Source organism: Stenotrophomonas sp. GD03930 (assembly GCF_029839665.1).
GTDB lineage: Bacteria > Pseudomonadota > Gammaproteobacteria > Xanthomonadales > Xanthomonadaceae > Stenotrophomonas > Stenotrophomonas forensis.
Window position 1 is genome coordinate 75,180 of the sequence record NZ_JAOCAV010000002.1, and the last position, 16,550, is coordinate 91,729.

Genomic DNA, 16,550 nt, shown 5'->3' on the forward strand with positions numbered 1-16,550 from the left:
ATGACCCAACCCAGCGCGGCAGTCATGCGCCAGCTGCCGATTGTCGGCGCCATCCGAAACGAGCTCACCACGGCCAAGCCGAGCCACCTGCACCTGGTTGGCGCCAAGAAGGGACAGAGCAAGTCGCGGGAGCCGGTCGAAGGTCCTGACACCCTGCGATCGCGTTCGTTCGCGCGCGTGCTCGACCTGATCAGTGAGGGCGAGATCCGTGGCCTGGTCGCGGGCAACCAGTCGATCTACCTGGACCAGGTGCCGATCCAGAACGCCGACGGCACCCTGAACTTCCAGGGTGTCAGTGTCGAGACCCGCTCAGGGACGCAGGACCAGCCTCACATCGCGGGCTTCCCATCGGTGGAGAACGAGATCGGTGTGGGCGTTGAGCTGCGCAGCAATGCGCCGGTGACGCGTGCCGTTTCGGGATCCAGCTTGTCGGCAATTCGTGTGCGCTTGGCCGTTCCACAGCTGGTGAAGCGCAACACCGAGAACGGCGACGCAGAGGGTTACACCATCGACTACGCCATTGACCTGTCGACGGACAATGGGCCGTTCAATACGGTGATAACGTCTGCCTTCACAGGCAAGACCACGACCGAGTATCAGCGCAGCCATCGCATCGATCTTCCCGCGGGGAGTCAGTGGCAGGCCCGCGTCCGACGGCTGACACCCAACGCTGACAGCCAGACCATCGCCGACACGACCACCGTCGCCTCGATCACTGAGGTGATCGACGCAAAGCTGCGCTATCCGAACTGCGCGCTTGCCGCGATCCAGGTCGACGGCAGTCAGTTCCAGGGCAAGCCGAGCACCGCCTATCGCATCTGGGGCCGCATCATTCGGGTGCCGTCCAACTACGACCCGCTGACCCACACCTATTCGGGTGTGTGGGATGGCACCTTCAAGTCGGCATGGACGAACAATCCAGCGTGGGTGTTCTACGACATCGTGACCAACGACCGGTTCGGCCTCGGCCACCGGATCCCGCAGGCCTACGTCGACAAGTGGAACCTGTACGCGATCGCACGCTACTGCGACCAGCTGGTGAGTGATGGCGTGGGTGGCATGGAGCCGAGGTTCACCTGCAGCCTGTACCTGCAGACCGAGGCCGACGCGTTCCGGGTGCTGCAGGACATGGCGTCCGTCTTCCGCGGCATCAGCTTCTACGCAGCAGGCCAGGTGATCGCCTCGGCGGACATGCCCAAGGATCCGACGTTCACCTACAACCAGGCGAACGTGGTGGAGGGCCGCTTCACCTACGAGGGCACCGGGCGCAAGGCGCGCCACACCGTCGCCCAGGTGTCGTGGACCGATCCCGACGACTTCGGCCGGCAGAAGCCTGAGACGGTGCAGTTGCGCAGTGGCATCGCCCGCTACGGCATCAACAGCACCAGCGTGACCGCGTTCGGCTGCGACCGCCGCAGTCAGGCCCAACGCATGGGCAACCACATCCTCTACAGCGAGAACCTGGAGACGGAGACGGTGGCCTTCGCCGTGGGCCTGGACGCGCTGCGCGTCACGGTCGGGGACATCATCCGGGTGGCCGATCCGGATCGGGCGGGGCGCCGCATGGGCGGCCGTATCCGCAGCGCCACGGCCAGTGCGCTGGTGCTGGACCGGGTGCCGGAGGCCACCGCGGCCGGCCAGACGATCCACGCCACGCTGCCCAGCGGCGTCACCGAGACCCGGACGATTCAGTCGGTGAGCGGCAACGAGGTGCGCGTCACCGTGCCGTGGTCGACCGTACCGGTGGCGCAGTCGGTGTGGGCCATCGAATCGCCCGAGCTGGCGCTGCAGCTGTTCCGGGTGATGTCGATCACCGAGCGCCCGATCACCGGTGAGGATGGCATCACCTACGACGTGGTCGGCCTGAAGCACGTGCCCGGCAAGTTCGCTGCGATCGATGACGGAACCCGGATCGAGCAGCCGCCGATCAGCATCATCCCGCCCAGCGTGCAGCCGCCGCCGGCCAACGTGCACCTGTCGTCGCATTCGGTCATCGACCAGGGCATTGCCACCCACGTGTTGACGATCGCGTGGGACCAGGCCGAGAAGGCCATCGCCTACGACGTGGAGTGGAAGCGCGGCGACCTGGACTGGGTTCGAGCTGGCCGCTCTTCCACGCAGAGCATTGATGTTCCTGGCGTCTACGCCGGGCAGTACCTGGCGCGCGTGCGGGCGATCAATGCCGTGGGGGCGGTGTCACAGCCTGCGATCAGCCCGCTAACAAACATCGAGGGCAAGACCACGCCGCCGCCGGCGCTGACATCGCTTACGGCCACCTCGTTGCCATTCGCGATCGCGCTGAAATGGGGGTTCCCACAGGGCGCCACCGATACTCAGCGGACCGAGATCTGGCGCAGCACCGGCCCCAACCAGGACAGCGCGGTGAAGCTGGGTGACTACGCCTATCCGCAGGATCGATTGCAGCTGGACGGCCTGGCCGCCGGCGCCCGGTTCTACTTCTGGGGCCGACTGGTGGACCGCAGCGGCAACATCGGTCCGTGGTATCCGGCCGGCGCCGGTGTCATGGGCGAGGCCAGCACCGACCAGAGCGACTACGACGCCTACCTCGCTGGAAGGGTCAGTGAGAGCGCGCTGGGCCAGAGCCTGCTGGGCAAGATTGAATCGATCACCAGCCTGCAGCCGCTGCTACCGCTGCTGTGGAGTGCCGACGCCACCTACAGCCAGGGCCGGACCGTGGTGTGGGATGGCAGAACCTACAGCTGGACCAACCCGACGCCTGGAAACCAGCTGCCTCCTGGACCCAACTGGCAGGACGTGGGTGCCGGCATGGCCGGTTACGGCGCGCTGGTGAGTCAGGTCAGCACCAACTCGCAGAACATCGGCATCATCGATGGGAAGGTGACGGCGCAGGGGCAGGTGATCTCTGGAATCAGTGCGCAGGTGTCGCCGAAGGGGGCAGGGGACGCGAGTTGGGGCGCGGGTAGCGTTGACGTGTACGCGGGCACCGTCACGATCCAGAGCGTGTTCGCCAATGCAGACCTGGCGCAGGCCATTCGTACCGATCAGGTCGAGGTCGGGCTGGGCCAGGCGAATGCGGCAGTGCAGTCGGAGGCCACTGCGCGGGCCACTGCGGATGCTGCGCTGGGAAGCCGGGTCGATACAACCAATGCGAGCCTCGCCGGCACGAATGCGACCGTGCAGCAGGTGAGCGAATCGGTTGTCACCCTGAACGGGAAGGTCAGTACGACCTACACCGTGCGTGCGCAGGTGAGCAGCGGCGGCGAGGTGTACATGGCCGGCATGGGTCTCGGTGTCGAACAGCAGCCAGACGGCAGCTACCAGAGCCAGGTCCTGATCCAGGCTGACCGTTTTGCTGTCATCAACCTGGCCAACAACAACGTCACCACGCCGTTCGTGATCCAGGGCGGGCAGACGTTCATCAGCCAGGCGCTGATCGGCACTGGCTGGATCCAGAACGCGATGATCGGTGACGTGATCCAGTCGACGGCGGTCGGTGCTGGCGGGCAGCCGCGGTGGAAACTCGACAAGAACGGAACGTTGACAATGACGGGACCGAGCAATGGGGGATACCTCACGATCAGCGATAGCCTGATCAGAGTGTTCGACGGGAATGGGGTTCTGCGCGTACGAGTGGGGGTGGGCTTTTGAGTCAGGGACTGCAGGTTTTCCATGCTGACGGAAGCGTGGCGCTGGACACGAATTGGCGGATCACTCGCGTCATGGGCAGCGTCGTAACGGGAATCGTGGATGGATTCATTGATGTGCCCAGCCTGGCTCAGGGGGCGCCCTGGTACAGTCTCCTAGCTGCAGATTTCGGCAACATCGTTCCAAACGTAGAGATCAGCGGAACTAGGATCAGCTGGAGTTTCTTCAATGCAGGTGGGACTGCTTATGCCCGCTCTGCGACCATTGTCTATGGGACCTACTGATGCCAGCCGGGATAACCGTATACAACGACGCCAACACCGTGCAGATCGGTGACGACTACAACAACCTCTGTCTCATCAGTAAGGTGTCAGGCCAGTCCACCTTCGACGTCGGCTCAACGGAATCCTGGGGCACGCGGCCGCACGCCGATGTCTCGTTCACCGTGACCGGCTCGAACCCGCCGATGGTTGCGGTGGACACAAGCCAGATGCACTTTTTGCAGCTCAGGAGCGTGGTTGGTAACACTTACAACTACCGAATCTGCTTCGGCGCAAACGCTGGTACTTACGCATACACCTGCTACTTCTTCGACAAGCCGCCGAACTCATCACCGTCAACATACGGGTTGCAGGTCTTCGGTGCCGACGGGTCACTTAGGTACGACTCGCTATTTCGATATGCGCGGGTCGTGGATTTCCTTCGGATCGCCTACAACTCCGGATCGGAGCTGTCCTATCCGGTTCCGGCGGGGAGGACCTACCTGATGGTGCATGCGCAGCCAGGAATGGTTACCGCGAACGTGCCCATTCCAGGTGGCCCGAACTCGTACTACAACATTGTCCAGATCAGAGGCAGCTACAGGCAATCCGCTGATCTGAAGACGGCCATCTATACTGTGCAGACTGGCCCCTCTTCATTCCTTAATCCTATCGTCAACTACGATGCCAGATTTCTGGTGCTCGACGTAACGGGATTTTGAAGCCCGGCCGATGAAGCGGCCGGTTCCTGGCCCATCTTGGAAATAGACATTCCTTCCATGCACCAAGTAGCCGGGCGTTTCGTAGTCGCTCGCGGAGAATTCTGGAGTGGCAATACGAGGATGGCTATGGACCGTGATGAAATCACCCTTGGGAACATCACAGCTCGTCAGCCTTTTGCTGGTTCGTACGTCAACTATGTGCCGGTCATTGTCATTGACAATGACGGCGCAGACCTCCGCATTGATCCTGTCAGTCTCCTTGGAGATACGGTAAGCAATTCGCAGCACGAAAGCCTCCACGCTCTCACCCTGGAAAGAGGCTTCCTGGAAAAGGCTGACGGTTCGCGGCTGGCCAATGATGGCGTCAGCCGCAGAACCCTGTGAGGACGCAGCAAGACCGATGATGGCGGCGATGACGGGCGCACGCATCCAACACTCCCGGTACAGGGGGACTGGGAAGAGGTTACGCCCAATCGGGGGCATGCGCCTTATGGAAAGCCGTTCGCGTTTGGCTGCCGCGACCATGTTCAGGCCACCGGATCGAGCAGATCCTCGCGGTTGTTCCGCGGCGTGTTCACCGCGCGGCTGACGCGGTAGGCCTCCATTGCCGGCGGCTCGCTGGCCAGCAGCATTGCCATGGCGTCGTCAGGGCTGGCGCCCATCCACTCATCGATATGGCCGGCCGTCAGCCACACCGGCATTCGGTCGTGGATGTCGGCCGAGACGCCGCTGCTGTCGCCGGTGATGATGGTGAAGGTGCCCAGGTTGCCGTCGGGCAGCAGTGGGCTGGTGTCTTCCCAGAGCCCGGTGGCCAGTAGCGGCCCGGCGGCGTGGATGAACCACGGATCCTTCTTCCCGTCCTCGGGGCTGACCGACCACTCGTAGTAGCCGGCCATCGGGATCACGCACCGGCGCTTCTTGAACGCCGACCGGAATGCCGGCTTGGTGGCCACTGTCTCGATGCGGGCGTTGATGGTCGAGCCCTGCAGGCCCTTGGCCTTGGCCCAGAACGGCAGCAGGCCCCAAGCTAGGCGGGTGACCTGCCGCCCTTCGCCGCGGTCCAGGATCACCGAAGCGCGCTGCGTCGGCGCCAAGTTGTAGCTGGGCTGGATCTCGGCCAGGCCGGGGGCAAGGTCAGCCAGCCCCGGCTGGCCGAAGTCGATCACGGGGAGCTGGACGAATCGGCCGCACATGGCCGGAGGGTAGCGCTGCAGGCCGTAGCCGGCGTGTGATCCAGAACGGTTCATGGAGGTGGGCGGCCCGTTCGCAGGATCTGCGACGGCCGGTCGTATCCTTCCGGCCATGTATTCCTCCCACGGCTTCCGCACTGCCCCGATTCCCTCTGGCTGGGTCCAGACCGGCGAGCGCTGGGCGCTCTGGTACAACGGCCGGGAGACGGCGAACGTCACGTTCGATGGCGGTCCTGGCGTCCGGCTGTGGATGGAAGGCCAGAAGATGTGGCAGACCAAGGAAGCGCGCGCGGCCAACGTCCGGCAGGCGAAGCGCTACGCCGAGCGCTGGTGCGCGGCCAGGCTCTATCCGTATCTGCCCCTTCGTGAGGCCGTCGCTCGCCTGACCGACAGCACCCCGATCCAGCCCCCGCCACCACTGCCCGGCCTGCCGCCGACCCGTGAGCAGCAGCAACAGGCTCGGCGCCTGGCCGAGGCCGGAGCGAAGGAAGTCGAGCGGATCAAGGCAGCGCTGGAGCCGCGCAAGCCGCCGGCAGAGACCAAGCCCCGCCCGAAGGACGCGCGCAAGGCGTGGGTGAGGGCAGGGCTGCAGCAGATGCGTCGCGGCGTGTAGGCATCAAGCAACCCGCAGCTGCACGACGTTCCCGTCGCGCAGCCGGTCCAGGTAGTCCGCCCATTCCTGCATCATCCGGACGCGCTCATCGAGGTGGGTCGTGCGGTTGTAGGCACGGCCGTTCGGGTCGCGCACGGCGTGCGCCAGCTGGTGCTCGATGATGTCTGGGCGGAACCCGAGCACCTCATCCAGCAGCGTGCGCGCGGTTGCCCGGAAGCCGTGACCCGTCACAGTGTCCTTGTCGAACCCCATGGCGCGCAGGGCAGCCAGCACCGCCACCTCCGACATCGGCCGATCCTTCTTGCCCCGAGCGGGAAACACGTACTTTCCCGACTCGGTGTAGGGCTTCAGTTCGCGCAGGATCTCAACCGCCTGGCGCGCCAGCGGCACGATGTGAGGCTGCCGCATCTTCATGCGTGCTGCCGGAATCGACCACAAGCCGGCATCCAGGTCCATCTCAGCCCATTCGGCCTGCCGTAGCTCCCCTGGGCGCACGAACAGCATGGGCGCCAGCTTGAGCGCTGTGCTGACGATGCCGGCGCCACGGTAGGCATGCAGGGCGCGCAGAAGGCCACCCAGCTGGACCGGGTCGACCACTGCGGCATGGTTCCGTTCTGGGGGCGGGACCAGGGCGCCGCGCAGGTCTGCGACGGGGTTCCGCTCGGCCCGGTCGGTCGCCACGGCATAGCGCATGACCTGGCCACAGTTCTGCATGACGCGGTGCGCGGACTCGAACGCCTGGCGCTCCTCCATCTTCCTGGCGATCTTTAGAAAGTCGGAGGCCTTCAGGTCCGCAGCGCGCAGCTTCCCGATCTGGGGGAAGACGTCATTCTCGAACCACGCCTCGACCTTCTTGCTATACGTCGGAACCCAAGGGCGGGCCGTCAGCCACTCCCGGGCAATCGCCTCAAAGGTGGAGGCAGCATCCACGACGGCGGCCGTTGCCGCCGCCTTCTTCTGCTCGCCGGGATCCACGCCACTGCGCAGGAGGCGCCGGGCGTCGTCTCGCGCGTCTCTGGCGTTGGCCAGCGTAACGTCCGGGTACAGGCCCAGCGCCAGCACCTTTTCCTTCCCCCCGAAGCGGTACTTCCAGCGCCAGCTCTTGGCGCCGGCCACGGTGATGTAGAGGTAGAGGCCACCAGCATCGGACAGCTTCTGTGGCTTGTCGGCTGGCTTCGCGCGGCGGATCGCGACGTCGGTCAGGGGCATGGGGGTATCAGCTTTTCGTGGGCGGTGCGATACCCCTAGATATACCCCCACCGTCTCATAGCCTGCAACGGAACGGCATGGACAAGGGTGGAAAACGAAAAAGCCGGAACCCCTTATTTGACGAGGGATTCCGGCTTTTCGTGGACCCTTGCGGACCCGGTATTGGTGGAGGTGGGCGGAATTGAACCGCCGTCCGAAGGCACTCCATCCCCAGCACTACATGCTTAGCTCGCCGTTAAATCTCGTCCCCGAACAGCACGGCGTGCAAAGCGCATCCGGGAACCAGCCTGTTGTGTTCTAGTGCCGGACTGACAGGCAGCCGCCCAGCGCGATTCCATGATAATGACTCTACGCTGCGAGCATGGACACAAGCAGTTTCGAGGCTCCGCCTAAGTCGGCAGAAGGTCACGCACCGCAGTTTTTAGGCTGCGAGAGCGACCGGAGCGTAGTTGTCGTCGTTGGCAACTAGAGTTTTGCAGCTGGATTTACGAGGAAAGCTACCCCCTCGGCATGCGCCAGGCGACTTCACAACCCCCGTCGAAACCAATGCACCCCCGGTTTCTACAGTGCTGCAAGGTACAGGGCCAATTCCGTGTCGCCACGGTCAGGGCCTGCCCAACGTTGGCAATGCTACGGCAAAACAGCTGAACAGTCACCTTGGCAATCCTCAGGAAGTTGTAGTGCGGCTGGCATAGCGGATTGGTAACTTCATTGGCACGAATTTGCGACACACTGGCGACGACCATCCAAGCCAGGACAGACACGGAGACGGTGGGTGACCGATGCAAGCCAACAACGCAGCCTGCGACAGCTGATCGGGCCGGTCGGTGCCGATTATCAGCGGCGCGCGCTGCCCCCCGGCTGGGTCTGGGCGCTGCTGGGGCTGCTGCTCGCAGCCACCTGGCTGACCGAGCTGCCGGCAACGGCGGCGGCGGCGCTGGTGGCCAGCGCGGTGGTGGTGCACTGGGCGCAGCGCGGTCGCATCCATTGGTTGGGGTGGCGGCTGCCGGGCCTGGCGGTGCTGGCGGCCCTGCTGTGGGGGCCGGAGGTGTTGTCGCAGTGGTTCGAGCACGGCCTGGCCGTGGTGCTGATGTCGCTGGCCAGTTTGAGCATCGGCGTGCATGTGTGGCAGTCGAGGCAGGTCGCCAGGCAGCTGCAGGTCGCGGCCGACGCGCTGGACGATGCGCAGTTGCTGGCGCTGCTGCCACCCGATGCGGCGCAGCTGGCACAGCGGTGGCGCGCGGGCGATGAGCGCCACGCGCCGGAACTGGCGGTGGTGATGCACCTGGCGGTGATGCACGCGGCGCTGGTACCGCGGATGCGGAAGCTGGGCGCGCTGGCCGGTTGAGCCGCGTGTAGAGTCGAGCCTGCTCGACTGATTCTTGTCCAAGCCGAGCATGGCCCGGCTCTACAGAAGGCCAAAGCAGTCGAGCAAGCTCGACTCTACAGGGGCATGCGCAACCGCTTACGCGTCGCGGTTGCCGCGACGCATCACGCGCTGCTTCTCGATCGCCCAGTCGCGGTCCTTGGCGGCATCGCGCTTGTCGTGGGTCTGCTTGCCCTTGGCCAGCGCGACTTCGAGCTTGATCTTGTTCTTGCTCCAGTACATCGCGGTGGGCACGATCGTGTAGCCATCGCGCTCGACCTTGCCAACCAGCTTGTCGATCTCGCTCCGGTGCAGCAGCAGCTTGCGCTCGCGCCGGTCGTTGGCCACCACATGGGTCGAGGCCTGGATCAACGGGGTGATCTGCGCGCCGATCAGGAAGATCTCTCCATCCTTGACGTAGGCGTAGGCGTCGACGATGTTGCCGCGGCCGGCACGGATCGATTTCACTTCCCAGCCCTGCAGGGCCAGGCCGGCTTCGAAGCGATCCTCGATGTGGTACTCGTGGCGGGCACGCTTGTTCAGCGCGATGGTCTTGTTGGCCGTCGCGCTCTTTGCTTTATCCTTGCCGCTGTTCTTGCTCATTTCCGTATTGTCTCCGATTCGGGCCCGCCCGGTCGATTGCCGAAACGTCCTGTATTCATGCCTACTATCCGCCGCAGCGCCCTGGTCGAACATTCGGCCGCGCGCATGTTCGACCTGGTCAACGATGTCCAGGCCTATCCGCGCCGTTTCCGCTGGTGTTCGGCCGCCCAGATCCTGGAGCAGGGCGAAGACCGGCTGGTGGCGCGCCTGGACCTGGGCCTGGGCTCGTTCAGCACCTGGTTCCAGACCGAAAACACCCTGCAGCGCCCGCACAGCATCGACATGCAGCTGCGCGATGGCCCGTTCAAGCAACTGCACGGCCGCTGGGAATTCCATGCGCTGGCCGAAGATGCCTGCAAGGTCACCCTGACCCTGGAGTTCGAGCCCAGTTCGCGCCTGCTGGGCCCGGCCCTGGCGATCGGCTTCCAGGGGCTGGCCGATCGGATGGTCAACGATTTCGTCCGCGTCGCCGACGAGGGCTGAGCGATGATCGAGGTCGAGGTGGTGCTGGCCTGGCCGCAGCGGGTGCTGTCGCGCCGGCTGCAGCTGGAAGAGGGCGCGACCGTGGCCGATGCCATTGCCGCCGCCGCGCTGGACGCCACTGCCGGATGCCCGGCAGTGGCGGTGCATGGCGTGCTGGCGCGCCCGCAGCAGGTGCTGCTGGAGGGCGACCGCATCGAGCTGCTACGCCCGTTGCTGGCCGACCCCAAGGACAACCGCCGGCGGCGCGCGCTCGGCGGTTGATGCCCGCGACCCGTCCGTGCGGACGGGCAGGGCGCCTCAGCGGCCCTTCTTCTTCTTGTCCTTCGGCAGGTTGCGGCCGAACTGGCGCACGGTCTGCTGGGCCAGGGCCTTGTCGTTGCCCGGGAAGTAGTCGCCTTCCCAGCGGGTCACGGTGTCGTTGTCGAAGAACACGACGAAATTCTTCACCTCGGTACGGCCCAGGCGGTTCACGCGCTGGCTGGAGGTGTAGTCCCAGCGCTGGGCGTGGAACGGGTCGGGGATGGACGGGGTGCCCAGCAGCGCGGTGACCTGCTGCTTGCTCTGCCCGACCTGCAGCTTGGCCACGGCATCTTCCCGGATCAGGTTGCCCTGATAGATGGGTTGCTTGTAGATGATGCCGCACCCGGTGGTGGACAGGGCGACGGCGGCGACCAACAGGAGATTGCGCATCGGGACTGGCGGTTGGGGAAATCAAACCGATGATACACTCCCGGCGTGCCACCGCGACCCAATCCGAGGCAGCTGGCGCTAAATCGCCAATGAACGGAGACCTATGGAAACCCACGACCTGCGTAAAGTCGGCCTGAAGGTGACCCATCCGCGGATGCGGATCCTGGCGCTGCTCGAGCAGCGCAATGCCCAGCACCACATGACCGCCGAAGACATCTACCGCCAGCTGCTGGAGCATGGTGACGAGATCGGCCTGGCCACGGTCTACCGGGTGCTGACCCAGTTCGAGGCTGCCGGCCTCGTGCTCAAGCACAATTTCGAAGGCGGCCAGGCCGTCTACGAGCTGGACCGCGGCGGCCACCACGACCACATGGTCGACGTGGACAGCGGCAAGATCATCGAGTTTGAAAGCCACGAGATCGAAGAGCTGCAGCGCAAGATCGCGGCCGATCACGGCTACGAGCTGGAAGAGCACTCGCTGGTGCTGTACGTGCGCAAGAAGCGCAAGTAAGCCGTTCCGGCCAGCCGGACGCGACAGAACCCCGGGCTTGCCCGGGGTTTTTCGTTGTTCACAGTAGATCCACGCCATGCGTGGACGGCCCCATCAGCACCTCCAGATCCACCGCCTCGGCCATCGCCTGGTTGCCGGCATCGCCCGGATGCAGGTGGTCGCCGGAGTCGTAGGCGGCGGCCATCCGTGACGGATCGGCCGGGTCGCGCAGGGCCGTGTCCAGATCGATCACCGCGTCGAACGGGCTGCGTGTGCGCAGCCAGGTGTTGAGCTGTTGGCGCAGCGCCTCCTTGCCGGGCTGGTAGTAGTCGTCCAGCGGCGTGCCGGGCAGGGCGCCGGCGAAGGGCGGCAGGGTGGCGCCCAGGATGCGCAGTCCGCGCCGATGGGCCTGTTCGGCCAGCGCCCGATAGCCGTCCTGCAGCTCGGCCAGCGTAGGACGCGCCTGTTGCCGGGCGAAGGCGGTGCCGGGCCAGCTGATGTCGTTGATGCCGATCAGCACGATCACGCTGGCCACGCCGGGCTGATCCAATGCATCGCGCTGCAGGCGGGCCAGAACCGACTCGCCCATGCCGTCACGCAGCAGCCGGCCGCCGGAGATGCCAGCGTTGACCACCGCGACGCCTCGGGGTGCCAGCCGCGCGGCCAGATGGTCGGTCCAGCGCTGGTCCTGGTCGAGGCTGGCGGTGGCGCCGTCAGTGATCGAGTCGCCGATCACCACCACGCTGCGTGCGCCGGGTGCGGCCTCGACTTCAATCCCGGTCAGGAACAGGCGTGCGGTGGTGGGGGTGGCTCGATCCAGGTCGCGCGCCAGGCTCTGGTTGCCGCCGGCGATCCAACTGGTCTGGCGGCCGTCCCAGTGGAAGGTCTGCAGCGGCGTCGGCCCCGGCACGAAAACGCTGACCTGCAGGGCCTGCTGATTGCCGGTGGGCAGTGCCAGCGGATCGCTCAGCCGTTCCTGGCCCGCGCCGATCAGCACGCCGGGCTGGCCGTCGAAGTGGAGCGGCCGTGGTGCCGCGCCCGGTCGTGCGGCCACGCTGGCCGCTCCTATCCGCAGCGGCTGCGTGCCGTAGGCATTGCTCAACCTTACCCGCAGGCGCGGCCCGCCCAGGCTGATGCGCGCGGCCTGGCGGAAGGTCTGGTCGTGCAGCGATGCCGGGATCAGGGCCGGGAACAGGAAGTCTGCGCCCCACACCGGTTGCGGGCTGGCCTGCCAGCTGGCCACCCAGTGCGGGGCAGGGGTTGCGCTGGCGGCGCCGGACAGGGCGAGCAGGGTGCTGGCAGCGAGCTTGCGGAGGCGGTCCATGGAGCGATTCCGGGGAAAGGAGCCGCCATGGTGATTCCGCCCTCATCTGTGAACTAGACTGCGCATGGACAATCATCTGTGAACTGGATTCATCGCCATGGCGCGACCCGACATCAACCGATCCGGCGAACTGGAAGTCTTCGTGCGGGTGATCGAGACCGGTGGCTTTTCCGCGGCCGCCCGCACCCTGGACATGACCCCGTCGGCGGTCAGCAAGCTGGTGGCGCGGCTGGAACAGCGGCTGGGCACCCGCCTGCTGCAGCGGTCCACCCGCCAGCTGCAGCTGACCCCGGAAGGCTGCGCGTTCTACGAGCGCGGCCTGCGCGTGCTGGCCGACCTGGAGGAAGCCGAACGCTGTGCCAGCGCCCACGCCGAGCCGCGCGGGCGGCTGCGGGTCAATTCCAACGTGCCGTTCGGCCAGCACTTCCTGTTGCCGCTGCTGCCGGCGTTCCTCGAGCGCAACCCGCAGGTGGGGGTGGACCTGACGCTCAATGACGAGGTAATCGACCTGCTTGAGCAGCGCACCGACGTGGCGGTGCGCGCCGGCCCGCTGAAGAGTTCCAGCCTGGTGGCGCGGCGATTGGGCGCGACGCGGATGATGATCGTGGCCGCACCGGCCTACGCGCAGCGGCACGGCCTGCCGGCCAGCGTCGAGGAGCTGCAGGCGCACAACCGCCTAGACATCGGCCATGCGCGGGCGATGCAGGGCTGGCCGCTGCTGCAGGATGGTCGTGAGCGCATGCTGCTGCCCAGCGGCAACGCCCGTGCCAGCAATGGCGATGCGCTGCGCCAACTGGTGCTGGGCGGGCTGGGCATGGCGCGGCTGGCCGCGTTCCAGGTGCAGGCCGACATCGCCGCCGGGCGGCTGCTGCCGGTGCTGGAAGAGGCCAATCCCGGTGACCTGGAGGAGGTGCACGCGGTGTTCCTGGGGCAGGGCGGCTACCTGCCGCTGCGAGTGCGCGCGTTCCTCGATTTCCTGGTGGAAAACGTCGATCTGACGCAGCCACGGGGGTAGTGCCGGCCGCTGGCCGGCAACCTCACGATCTTCGCCGACCCGCATCGGGCTGCCGGCCAGCGGCCGGCACTACCGTGTGGAAGCCGAGCATGGGCTCGGCCGGCGTCAGACCTGCAGCAGCTTGCGCGCGGCGGCGCGCGCTTCCTTGCTCACTTCCACGCCGCCGAGCATGCGCGCCAGTTCTTCCTCGCGTGCCTTGCTGTCCAGCTTCTCCACCGCACTCTGGGTCATGCCTTCCACCGGCGCCTTGCTCACCCGGTAATGCGCGTGGCCCTTGGAGGCGACCTGCGGCAGGTGGGTCACGCACAACACCTGGCGCTTCTCGCCCAGCGCGCGCAGCTTCTGGCCGACGATGTCGGCCACCGCGCCGCCGATGCCGGAGTCGACTTCGTCGAATACCATGGTCGGCACCGCATCCAGGTCCAGCGCCGCCACTTCGATGGCCAGCGAGATGCGCGACAGTTCACCGCCCGAGGCGACCTTGCGCAGGGCGCGCGGCGGCTGGCCGGCATTGGCCGCGACCAGGAACTCCACGCGCTCGGCACCCTGCGGATCGGGCTTGCCGTTGTCCTGCGGCTCCAGTTCGATCAGGAACTGGCCGCCGCCCATGCCCAGCTCGGCGATGATGCCGGTGGTGGTGGCCGACAGTTCGGCGGCGGCACCGCGACGGCTGGCGGTCAGTACTTCGGCCTGTACGCGCCAGGCGGCGGCGGCCTTGTCGATCTCGCCGGCCAGGCGCTGCAGGCGCTCGTCGGCGCCGCGCAACTGTTCCACTTCGGCATGCATGCGTTCGCGCTGCGCGCCCAGCTCGTCCATCGGCACGCGATGCTTGCGCGCCAGGTCGTGCAGGCGGCCGAGGCGCCGCTCGTTCTCTTCGAACTGCTCGGGGTCGGCGTCGAGGTCGTCATGCACGCGGTCCAGCAGCGAAAGGGCTTCGTGCAGCTGGATCGAGGCATTCTCGATCAGGCCGTCCACCTCGCCCAGGCGCGGGTCATGTTCGATCAGGCGCGACAGCTCGTGGCGCACCTGCTGCAGCAGGTCCAGCGCGGAACTGCCGTCGTCGCCGTTGAGCTGGTTGCTGGCTGCCTGGCAGGCGGTCAGCAGGGCGCTGGCATGGGCCTGGCGGCGGTGGCTGGCGCCGAGCGCGGCGATCGACTCCGGTTCCAGGTCCTCGCGGTCCAGTTCGCGCAGCTGGTGCTCCAGGAAGCCGATCCGGTCACTCACGTCGCCCTGTTGCGACAGCGCCAGTGATTCGTCGACCAGTGCCTGCCACGCGGCGGCGGCGCGGCGCACCTGGCGGCGCGCGTCCTCGTTGCGGGCGTAGGCATCGAGCAGGGCCAGCTGCGACGGACGGGTCAGCAACGCCTGTTGTTCATGCTGGCCATGGATCTCCACCAGCAGCGCGGCCAGGTCGGCCAGCTGTGCGAGGGTGACCGGACGGCCATTGATCCAGGACCGCGAGCCGCCGTCGGCGCGGATCACGCGGCGCAGCTGGCACTGATCTTCATCGTCCAGCTCGTTGTCGGCCAGCCACTGGCGCGCGGCCTGCAGCTGGTCCAGCGCGAACTCGGCGGAAAGCTCGGCGCGGGCCGCGCCATGGCGGACCACGCCGCTGTCGGCGCGCAGGCCGGACAGGAAGCCCAGCGCGTCGACCATCAGCGACTTGCCGGCGCCGGTCTCGCCTGAAACCACGGTCATGCCGGGCCCGAACTCCAGTTCGGTGGCGCGGACGACGGCGAAATCCTTGATCGAAAGATGTCTGAGCATGGGTAAGAGGTATCAGCAGCCGCGCAACGCTAGCACGCGGGCGAGGGAGGTCCAATGACTTGCCAAGGGGATGCGCCGCCATTATCTAGTGTCCGTGTCTCACAGGTTGATTCCATGCACGGTTCTCCCGACCAGCTTGCCCCGCGTGCGCGCCATCTGCTGCGCACGCTGATCGCGCGTTATATCCAGGACGGCGAGCCGGTCGGCTCGCAGACGCTGGCGCGTGTGGCCGGCCTGGAGGTCAGCCCGGCCACCATCCGCAACATCCTCGGTGACCTGGAGGACCTGGGGCTGCTGGCCTCGCCGCATACCTCGGCCGGGCGCATTCCGACCGCGCATGGCTACCGGGTGTTCGTCGACAGCCTGTTGCAGATGCAGCCGCCGGGGGAGGGCGAACTGGCCCGCCTGCGCCAGGAGCTGGCCGGCGGCGGCAGCACCCAGGCCCTGCTGGGCAGCGCCTCGGAGCTGCTGTCGGCGATGAGCCACTTCGTCGGCGTGGTCAGCGCGCCACGGCGCGAGCAGTTCGCCTTCCGCCAGATCGATTTCGTGGCGCTGGACGGGCGCCGGGTGCTGGCGATCCTGGTGTTCGCCGACAACGAGGTACAAAACCGGGTCATCGAGACCCGCCAGGAGTTCGCGCCGGGGCAGCTGGAGCAGGTCGCCAACTACCTCAACGCCCATTTCGCCGGGCTGCCGATGGCCGAGATCCGCACCCGCCTGCTGCTGGAGCTGCGCGACGCCCGTTCCGAACTGGAGCAGCTGCTGGCGCACAGCATCGAGCTGGCTGAGCAGGCCCTGCAGCCAGCGGCCGACGACATGCTGGTGGCCGGCCAGACCCGGCTGATGGGCGTGCAGGACCTGTCCGACCTGGAGCGCCTGCGCGAGCTGTTCGAGCTGTTCTCCAGCAAGCGCGAGATCCTGCAGCTGCTGGAGCGGACCATCCAGGCCCCGGGCGTGCGCATCTTCATCGGCGAGGAAACCGGAATGATGCCGCTGCAGGGCGTTTCGCTGGTCACGGCCCCCTATACCGCCAACGGCCAGGTGCTGGGCGTGCTGGGCGTGATCGGGCCCAAGCGCATGGCCTATGACCGCATGATCCCGCTGGTCCAGGCCACCGCTGATGTGCTGGGCGCGGCCTTTTCGCCGGCCGGTCGCACGCCGGGGACATCCGACGCTTGAAACGCAGCATCC

General features: G+C 66.5%; 16 protein-coding genes and 1 other RNA gene. 9 read left to right on the forward strand and 8 right to left on the reverse strand.

Features of this window, described 5'->3' with window-relative positions; translation table 11 throughout:
- Positions 1-3,630: a phage tail protein gene (locus N5C18_RS11100; RefSeq protein ID WP_279944597.1), complete on the forward strand. Its 3,630-nt coding sequence runs from the start codon at positions 1-3 to the stop codon at positions 3,628-3,630.
- 319 nt (positions 3,631-3,949) lie between these two features.
- Positions 3,950-4,609 carry a hypothetical protein gene (locus N5C18_RS11105; protein WP_279944598.1) on the forward strand — a complete coding sequence of 220 codons (660 nt, stop codon included), beginning with the start codon at positions 3,950-3,952 and terminating at the stop codon, positions 4,607-4,609.
- On the opposite strand, the gene N5C18_RS11110 is transcribed toward N5C18_RS11105, so the two are convergent.
- Positions 4,544-5,038, reverse strand: coding sequence for a hypothetical protein (locus N5C18_RS11110; protein ID WP_279944599.1), 495 nt, complete (start codon positions 5,036-5,038; stop codon positions 4,544-4,546). The two genes, N5C18_RS11105 and N5C18_RS11110, sit on opposite strands and share 66 nt — an antisense overlap.
- Before the next feature lie 98 nt (positions 5,039-5,136).
- Entirely contained in the window at positions 5,137-5,802 is a 666-nt protein-coding gene (locus N5C18_RS11115) for an SOS response-associated peptidase (RefSeq protein WP_279945038.1), read from the reverse strand.
- 109 nt (positions 5,803-5,911) lie between these two features.
- On the opposite strand from N5C18_RS11115, the gene N5C18_RS11120 reads away from it, so the two are divergent.
- On the forward strand, positions 5,912-6,412 hold the full coding sequence (locus tag N5C18_RS11120; protein ID WP_279944600.1) for a hypothetical protein: 501 nt from the start codon (positions 5,912-5,914) through the stop codon (positions 6,410-6,412).
- Between the two features lie 3 nt (positions 6,413-6,415).
- On the opposite strand, the gene N5C18_RS11125 is transcribed toward N5C18_RS11120, so the two are convergent.
- A complete protein-coding gene (locus N5C18_RS11125) occupies positions 6,416-7,621 on the reverse strand; it encodes an integrase arm-type DNA-binding domain-containing protein (RefSeq protein ID WP_279944601.1) in 1,206 nt (401 codons plus the stop codon).
- Positions 7,622-7,784: 163 nt separating this feature from the next.
- Positions 7,785-8,177: a transfer-messenger RNA gene (gene ssrA, locus N5C18_RS11130) on the reverse strand.
- Between the two features lie 219 nt (positions 8,178-8,396).
- Between ssrA and N5C18_RS11135 the strand changes: the two genes are divergently transcribed.
- Positions 8,397-8,969 (forward strand): hypothetical protein, encoded by a 573-nt coding sequence (locus tag N5C18_RS11135; RefSeq protein WP_279944602.1) that lies wholly within the window; start codon positions 8,397-8,399, stop codon positions 8,967-8,969.
- A gap of 117 nt (positions 8,970-9,086) precedes the next feature.
- On the opposite strand, the gene smpB is transcribed toward N5C18_RS11135, so the two are convergent.
- On the reverse strand, positions 9,087-9,590 hold the full coding sequence (gene smpB, locus N5C18_RS11140) for an SsrA-binding protein SmpB (RefSeq protein WP_040007975.1): 504 nt from the start codon (positions 9,588-9,590) through the stop codon (positions 9,087-9,089).
- Positions 9,591-9,647: 57 nt separating this feature from the next.
- On the opposite strand from smpB, the gene N5C18_RS11145 reads away from it, so the two are divergent.
- Both N5C18_RS11145 and N5C18_RS11150 read left to right on the forward strand, forming a co-directional pair.
- Positions 9,648-10,073, forward strand: a complete 426-nt coding sequence (locus tag N5C18_RS11145) for a type II toxin-antitoxin system RatA family toxin (protein WP_032959119.1) — start codon at positions 9,648-9,650, stop codon at positions 10,071-10,073.
- Positions 10,074-10,076: 3 nt separating this feature from the next.
- Positions 10,077-10,334: an RnfH family protein gene (locus N5C18_RS11150; protein WP_279944603.1), complete on the forward strand. Its 258-nt coding sequence runs from the start codon at positions 10,077-10,079 to the stop codon at positions 10,332-10,334.
- Between the two features lie 36 nt (positions 10,335-10,370).
- On the opposite strand, the gene bamE is transcribed toward N5C18_RS11150, so the two are convergent.
- Positions 10,371-10,763 (reverse strand): outer membrane protein assembly factor BamE, encoded by a 393-nt coding sequence (gene bamE / locus N5C18_RS11155; RefSeq protein ID WP_006434042.1) that lies wholly within the window; start codon positions 10,761-10,763, stop codon positions 10,371-10,373.
- A 103-nt stretch (positions 10,764-10,866) separates the two neighbouring features.
- Between bamE and fur the strand changes: the two genes are divergently transcribed.
- Positions 10,867-11,274 carry a ferric iron uptake transcriptional regulator gene (fur, locus tag N5C18_RS11160; RefSeq protein ID WP_005409235.1) on the forward strand — a complete coding sequence of 136 codons (408 nt, stop codon included), beginning with the start codon at positions 10,867-10,869 and terminating at the stop codon, positions 11,272-11,274.
- Between the two features lie 58 nt (positions 11,275-11,332).
- Here the strand turns inward: fur and N5C18_RS11165 are convergent, their stop codons facing one another.
- Entirely contained in the window at positions 11,333-12,577 is a 1,245-nt protein-coding gene (locus N5C18_RS11165) for an SGNH/GDSL hydrolase family protein (protein ID WP_053510741.1), read from the reverse strand.
- 97 nt (positions 12,578-12,674) lie between these two features.
- Between N5C18_RS11165 and N5C18_RS11170 the strand changes: the two genes are divergently transcribed.
- On the forward strand, positions 12,675-13,592 hold the full coding sequence (locus N5C18_RS11170) for a LysR family transcriptional regulator (RefSeq protein WP_053510739.1): 918 nt from the start codon (positions 12,675-12,677) through the stop codon (positions 13,590-13,592).
- A gap of 105 nt (positions 13,593-13,697) precedes the next feature.
- Here N5C18_RS11170 and recN read toward each other — a convergent pair whose 3' ends face one another.
- Positions 13,698-15,359 carry a DNA repair protein RecN gene (gene recN / locus N5C18_RS11175; protein WP_053449489.1) on the reverse strand — a complete coding sequence of 554 codons (1,662 nt, stop codon included), beginning with the start codon at positions 15,357-15,359 and terminating at the stop codon, positions 13,698-13,700.
- 114 nt (positions 15,360-15,473) lie between these two features.
- Between recN and hrcA the strand changes: the two genes are divergently transcribed.
- Complete coding sequence (hrcA, locus tag N5C18_RS11180) at positions 15,474-16,538, forward strand: heat-inducible transcriptional repressor HrcA (protein WP_008266321.1); 1,065 nt, start codon at positions 15,474-15,476, stop codon at positions 16,536-16,538.
- The last annotated feature ends 12 nt before the right edge of the window (positions 16,539-16,550 follow it).

Coding starts and splice junctions, on each gene's coding strand:
- N5C18_RS11100 (WP_279944597.1), top strand. CDS start 1: ATGACCCAACCCAGCGCGGCAGTCATGCGCCAGCTGCCGATTGTCGGC.
- N5C18_RS11110 (WP_279944599.1), bottom strand. CDS start 5,038: ATGCGTGCGCCCGTCATCGCCGCCATCATCGGTCTTGCTGCGTCCTCA.
- N5C18_RS11115 (WP_279945038.1), bottom strand. CDS start 5,802: ATGTGCGGCCGATTCGTCCAGCTCCCCGTGATCGACTTCGGCCAGCCG.
- N5C18_RS11120 (WP_279944600.1), top strand. CDS start 5,912: ATGTATTCCTCCCACGGCTTCCGCACTGCCCCGATTCCCTCTGGCTGG.
- N5C18_RS11125 (WP_279944601.1), bottom strand. CDS start 7,621: ATGCCCCTGACCGACGTCGCGATCCGCCGCGCGAAGCCAGCCGACAAG.
- smpB (WP_040007975.1), bottom strand. CDS start 9,590: ATGAGCAAGAACAGCGGCAAGGATAAAGCAAAGAGCGCGACGGCCAAC.
- N5C18_RS11145 (WP_032959119.1), top strand. CDS start 9,648: ATGCCTACTATCCGCCGCAGCGCCCTGGTCGAACATTCGGCCGCGCGC.
- N5C18_RS11150 (WP_279944603.1), top strand. CDS start 10,077: ATGATCGAGGTCGAGGTGGTGCTGGCCTGGCCGCAGCGGGTGCTGTCG.
- bamE (WP_006434042.1), bottom strand. CDS start 10,763: ATGCGCAATCTCCTGTTGGTCGCCGCCGTCGCCCTGTCCACCACCGGG.
- fur (WP_005409235.1), top strand. CDS start 10,867: ATGGAAACCCACGACCTGCGTAAAGTCGGCCTGAAGGTGACCCATCCG.
- N5C18_RS11165 (WP_053510741.1), bottom strand. CDS start 12,577: ATGGACCGCCTCCGCAAGCTCGCTGCCAGCACCCTGCTCGCCCTGTCC.
- N5C18_RS11170 (WP_053510739.1), top strand. CDS start 12,675: ATGGCGCGACCCGACATCAACCGATCCGGCGAACTGGAAGTCTTCGTG.
- recN (WP_053449489.1), bottom strand. CDS start 15,359: ATGCTCAGACATCTTTCGATCAAGGATTTCGCCGTCGTCCGCGCCACC.
- hrcA (WP_008266321.1), top strand. CDS start 15,474: ATGCACGGTTCTCCCGACCAGCTTGCCCCGCGTGCGCGCCATCTGCTG.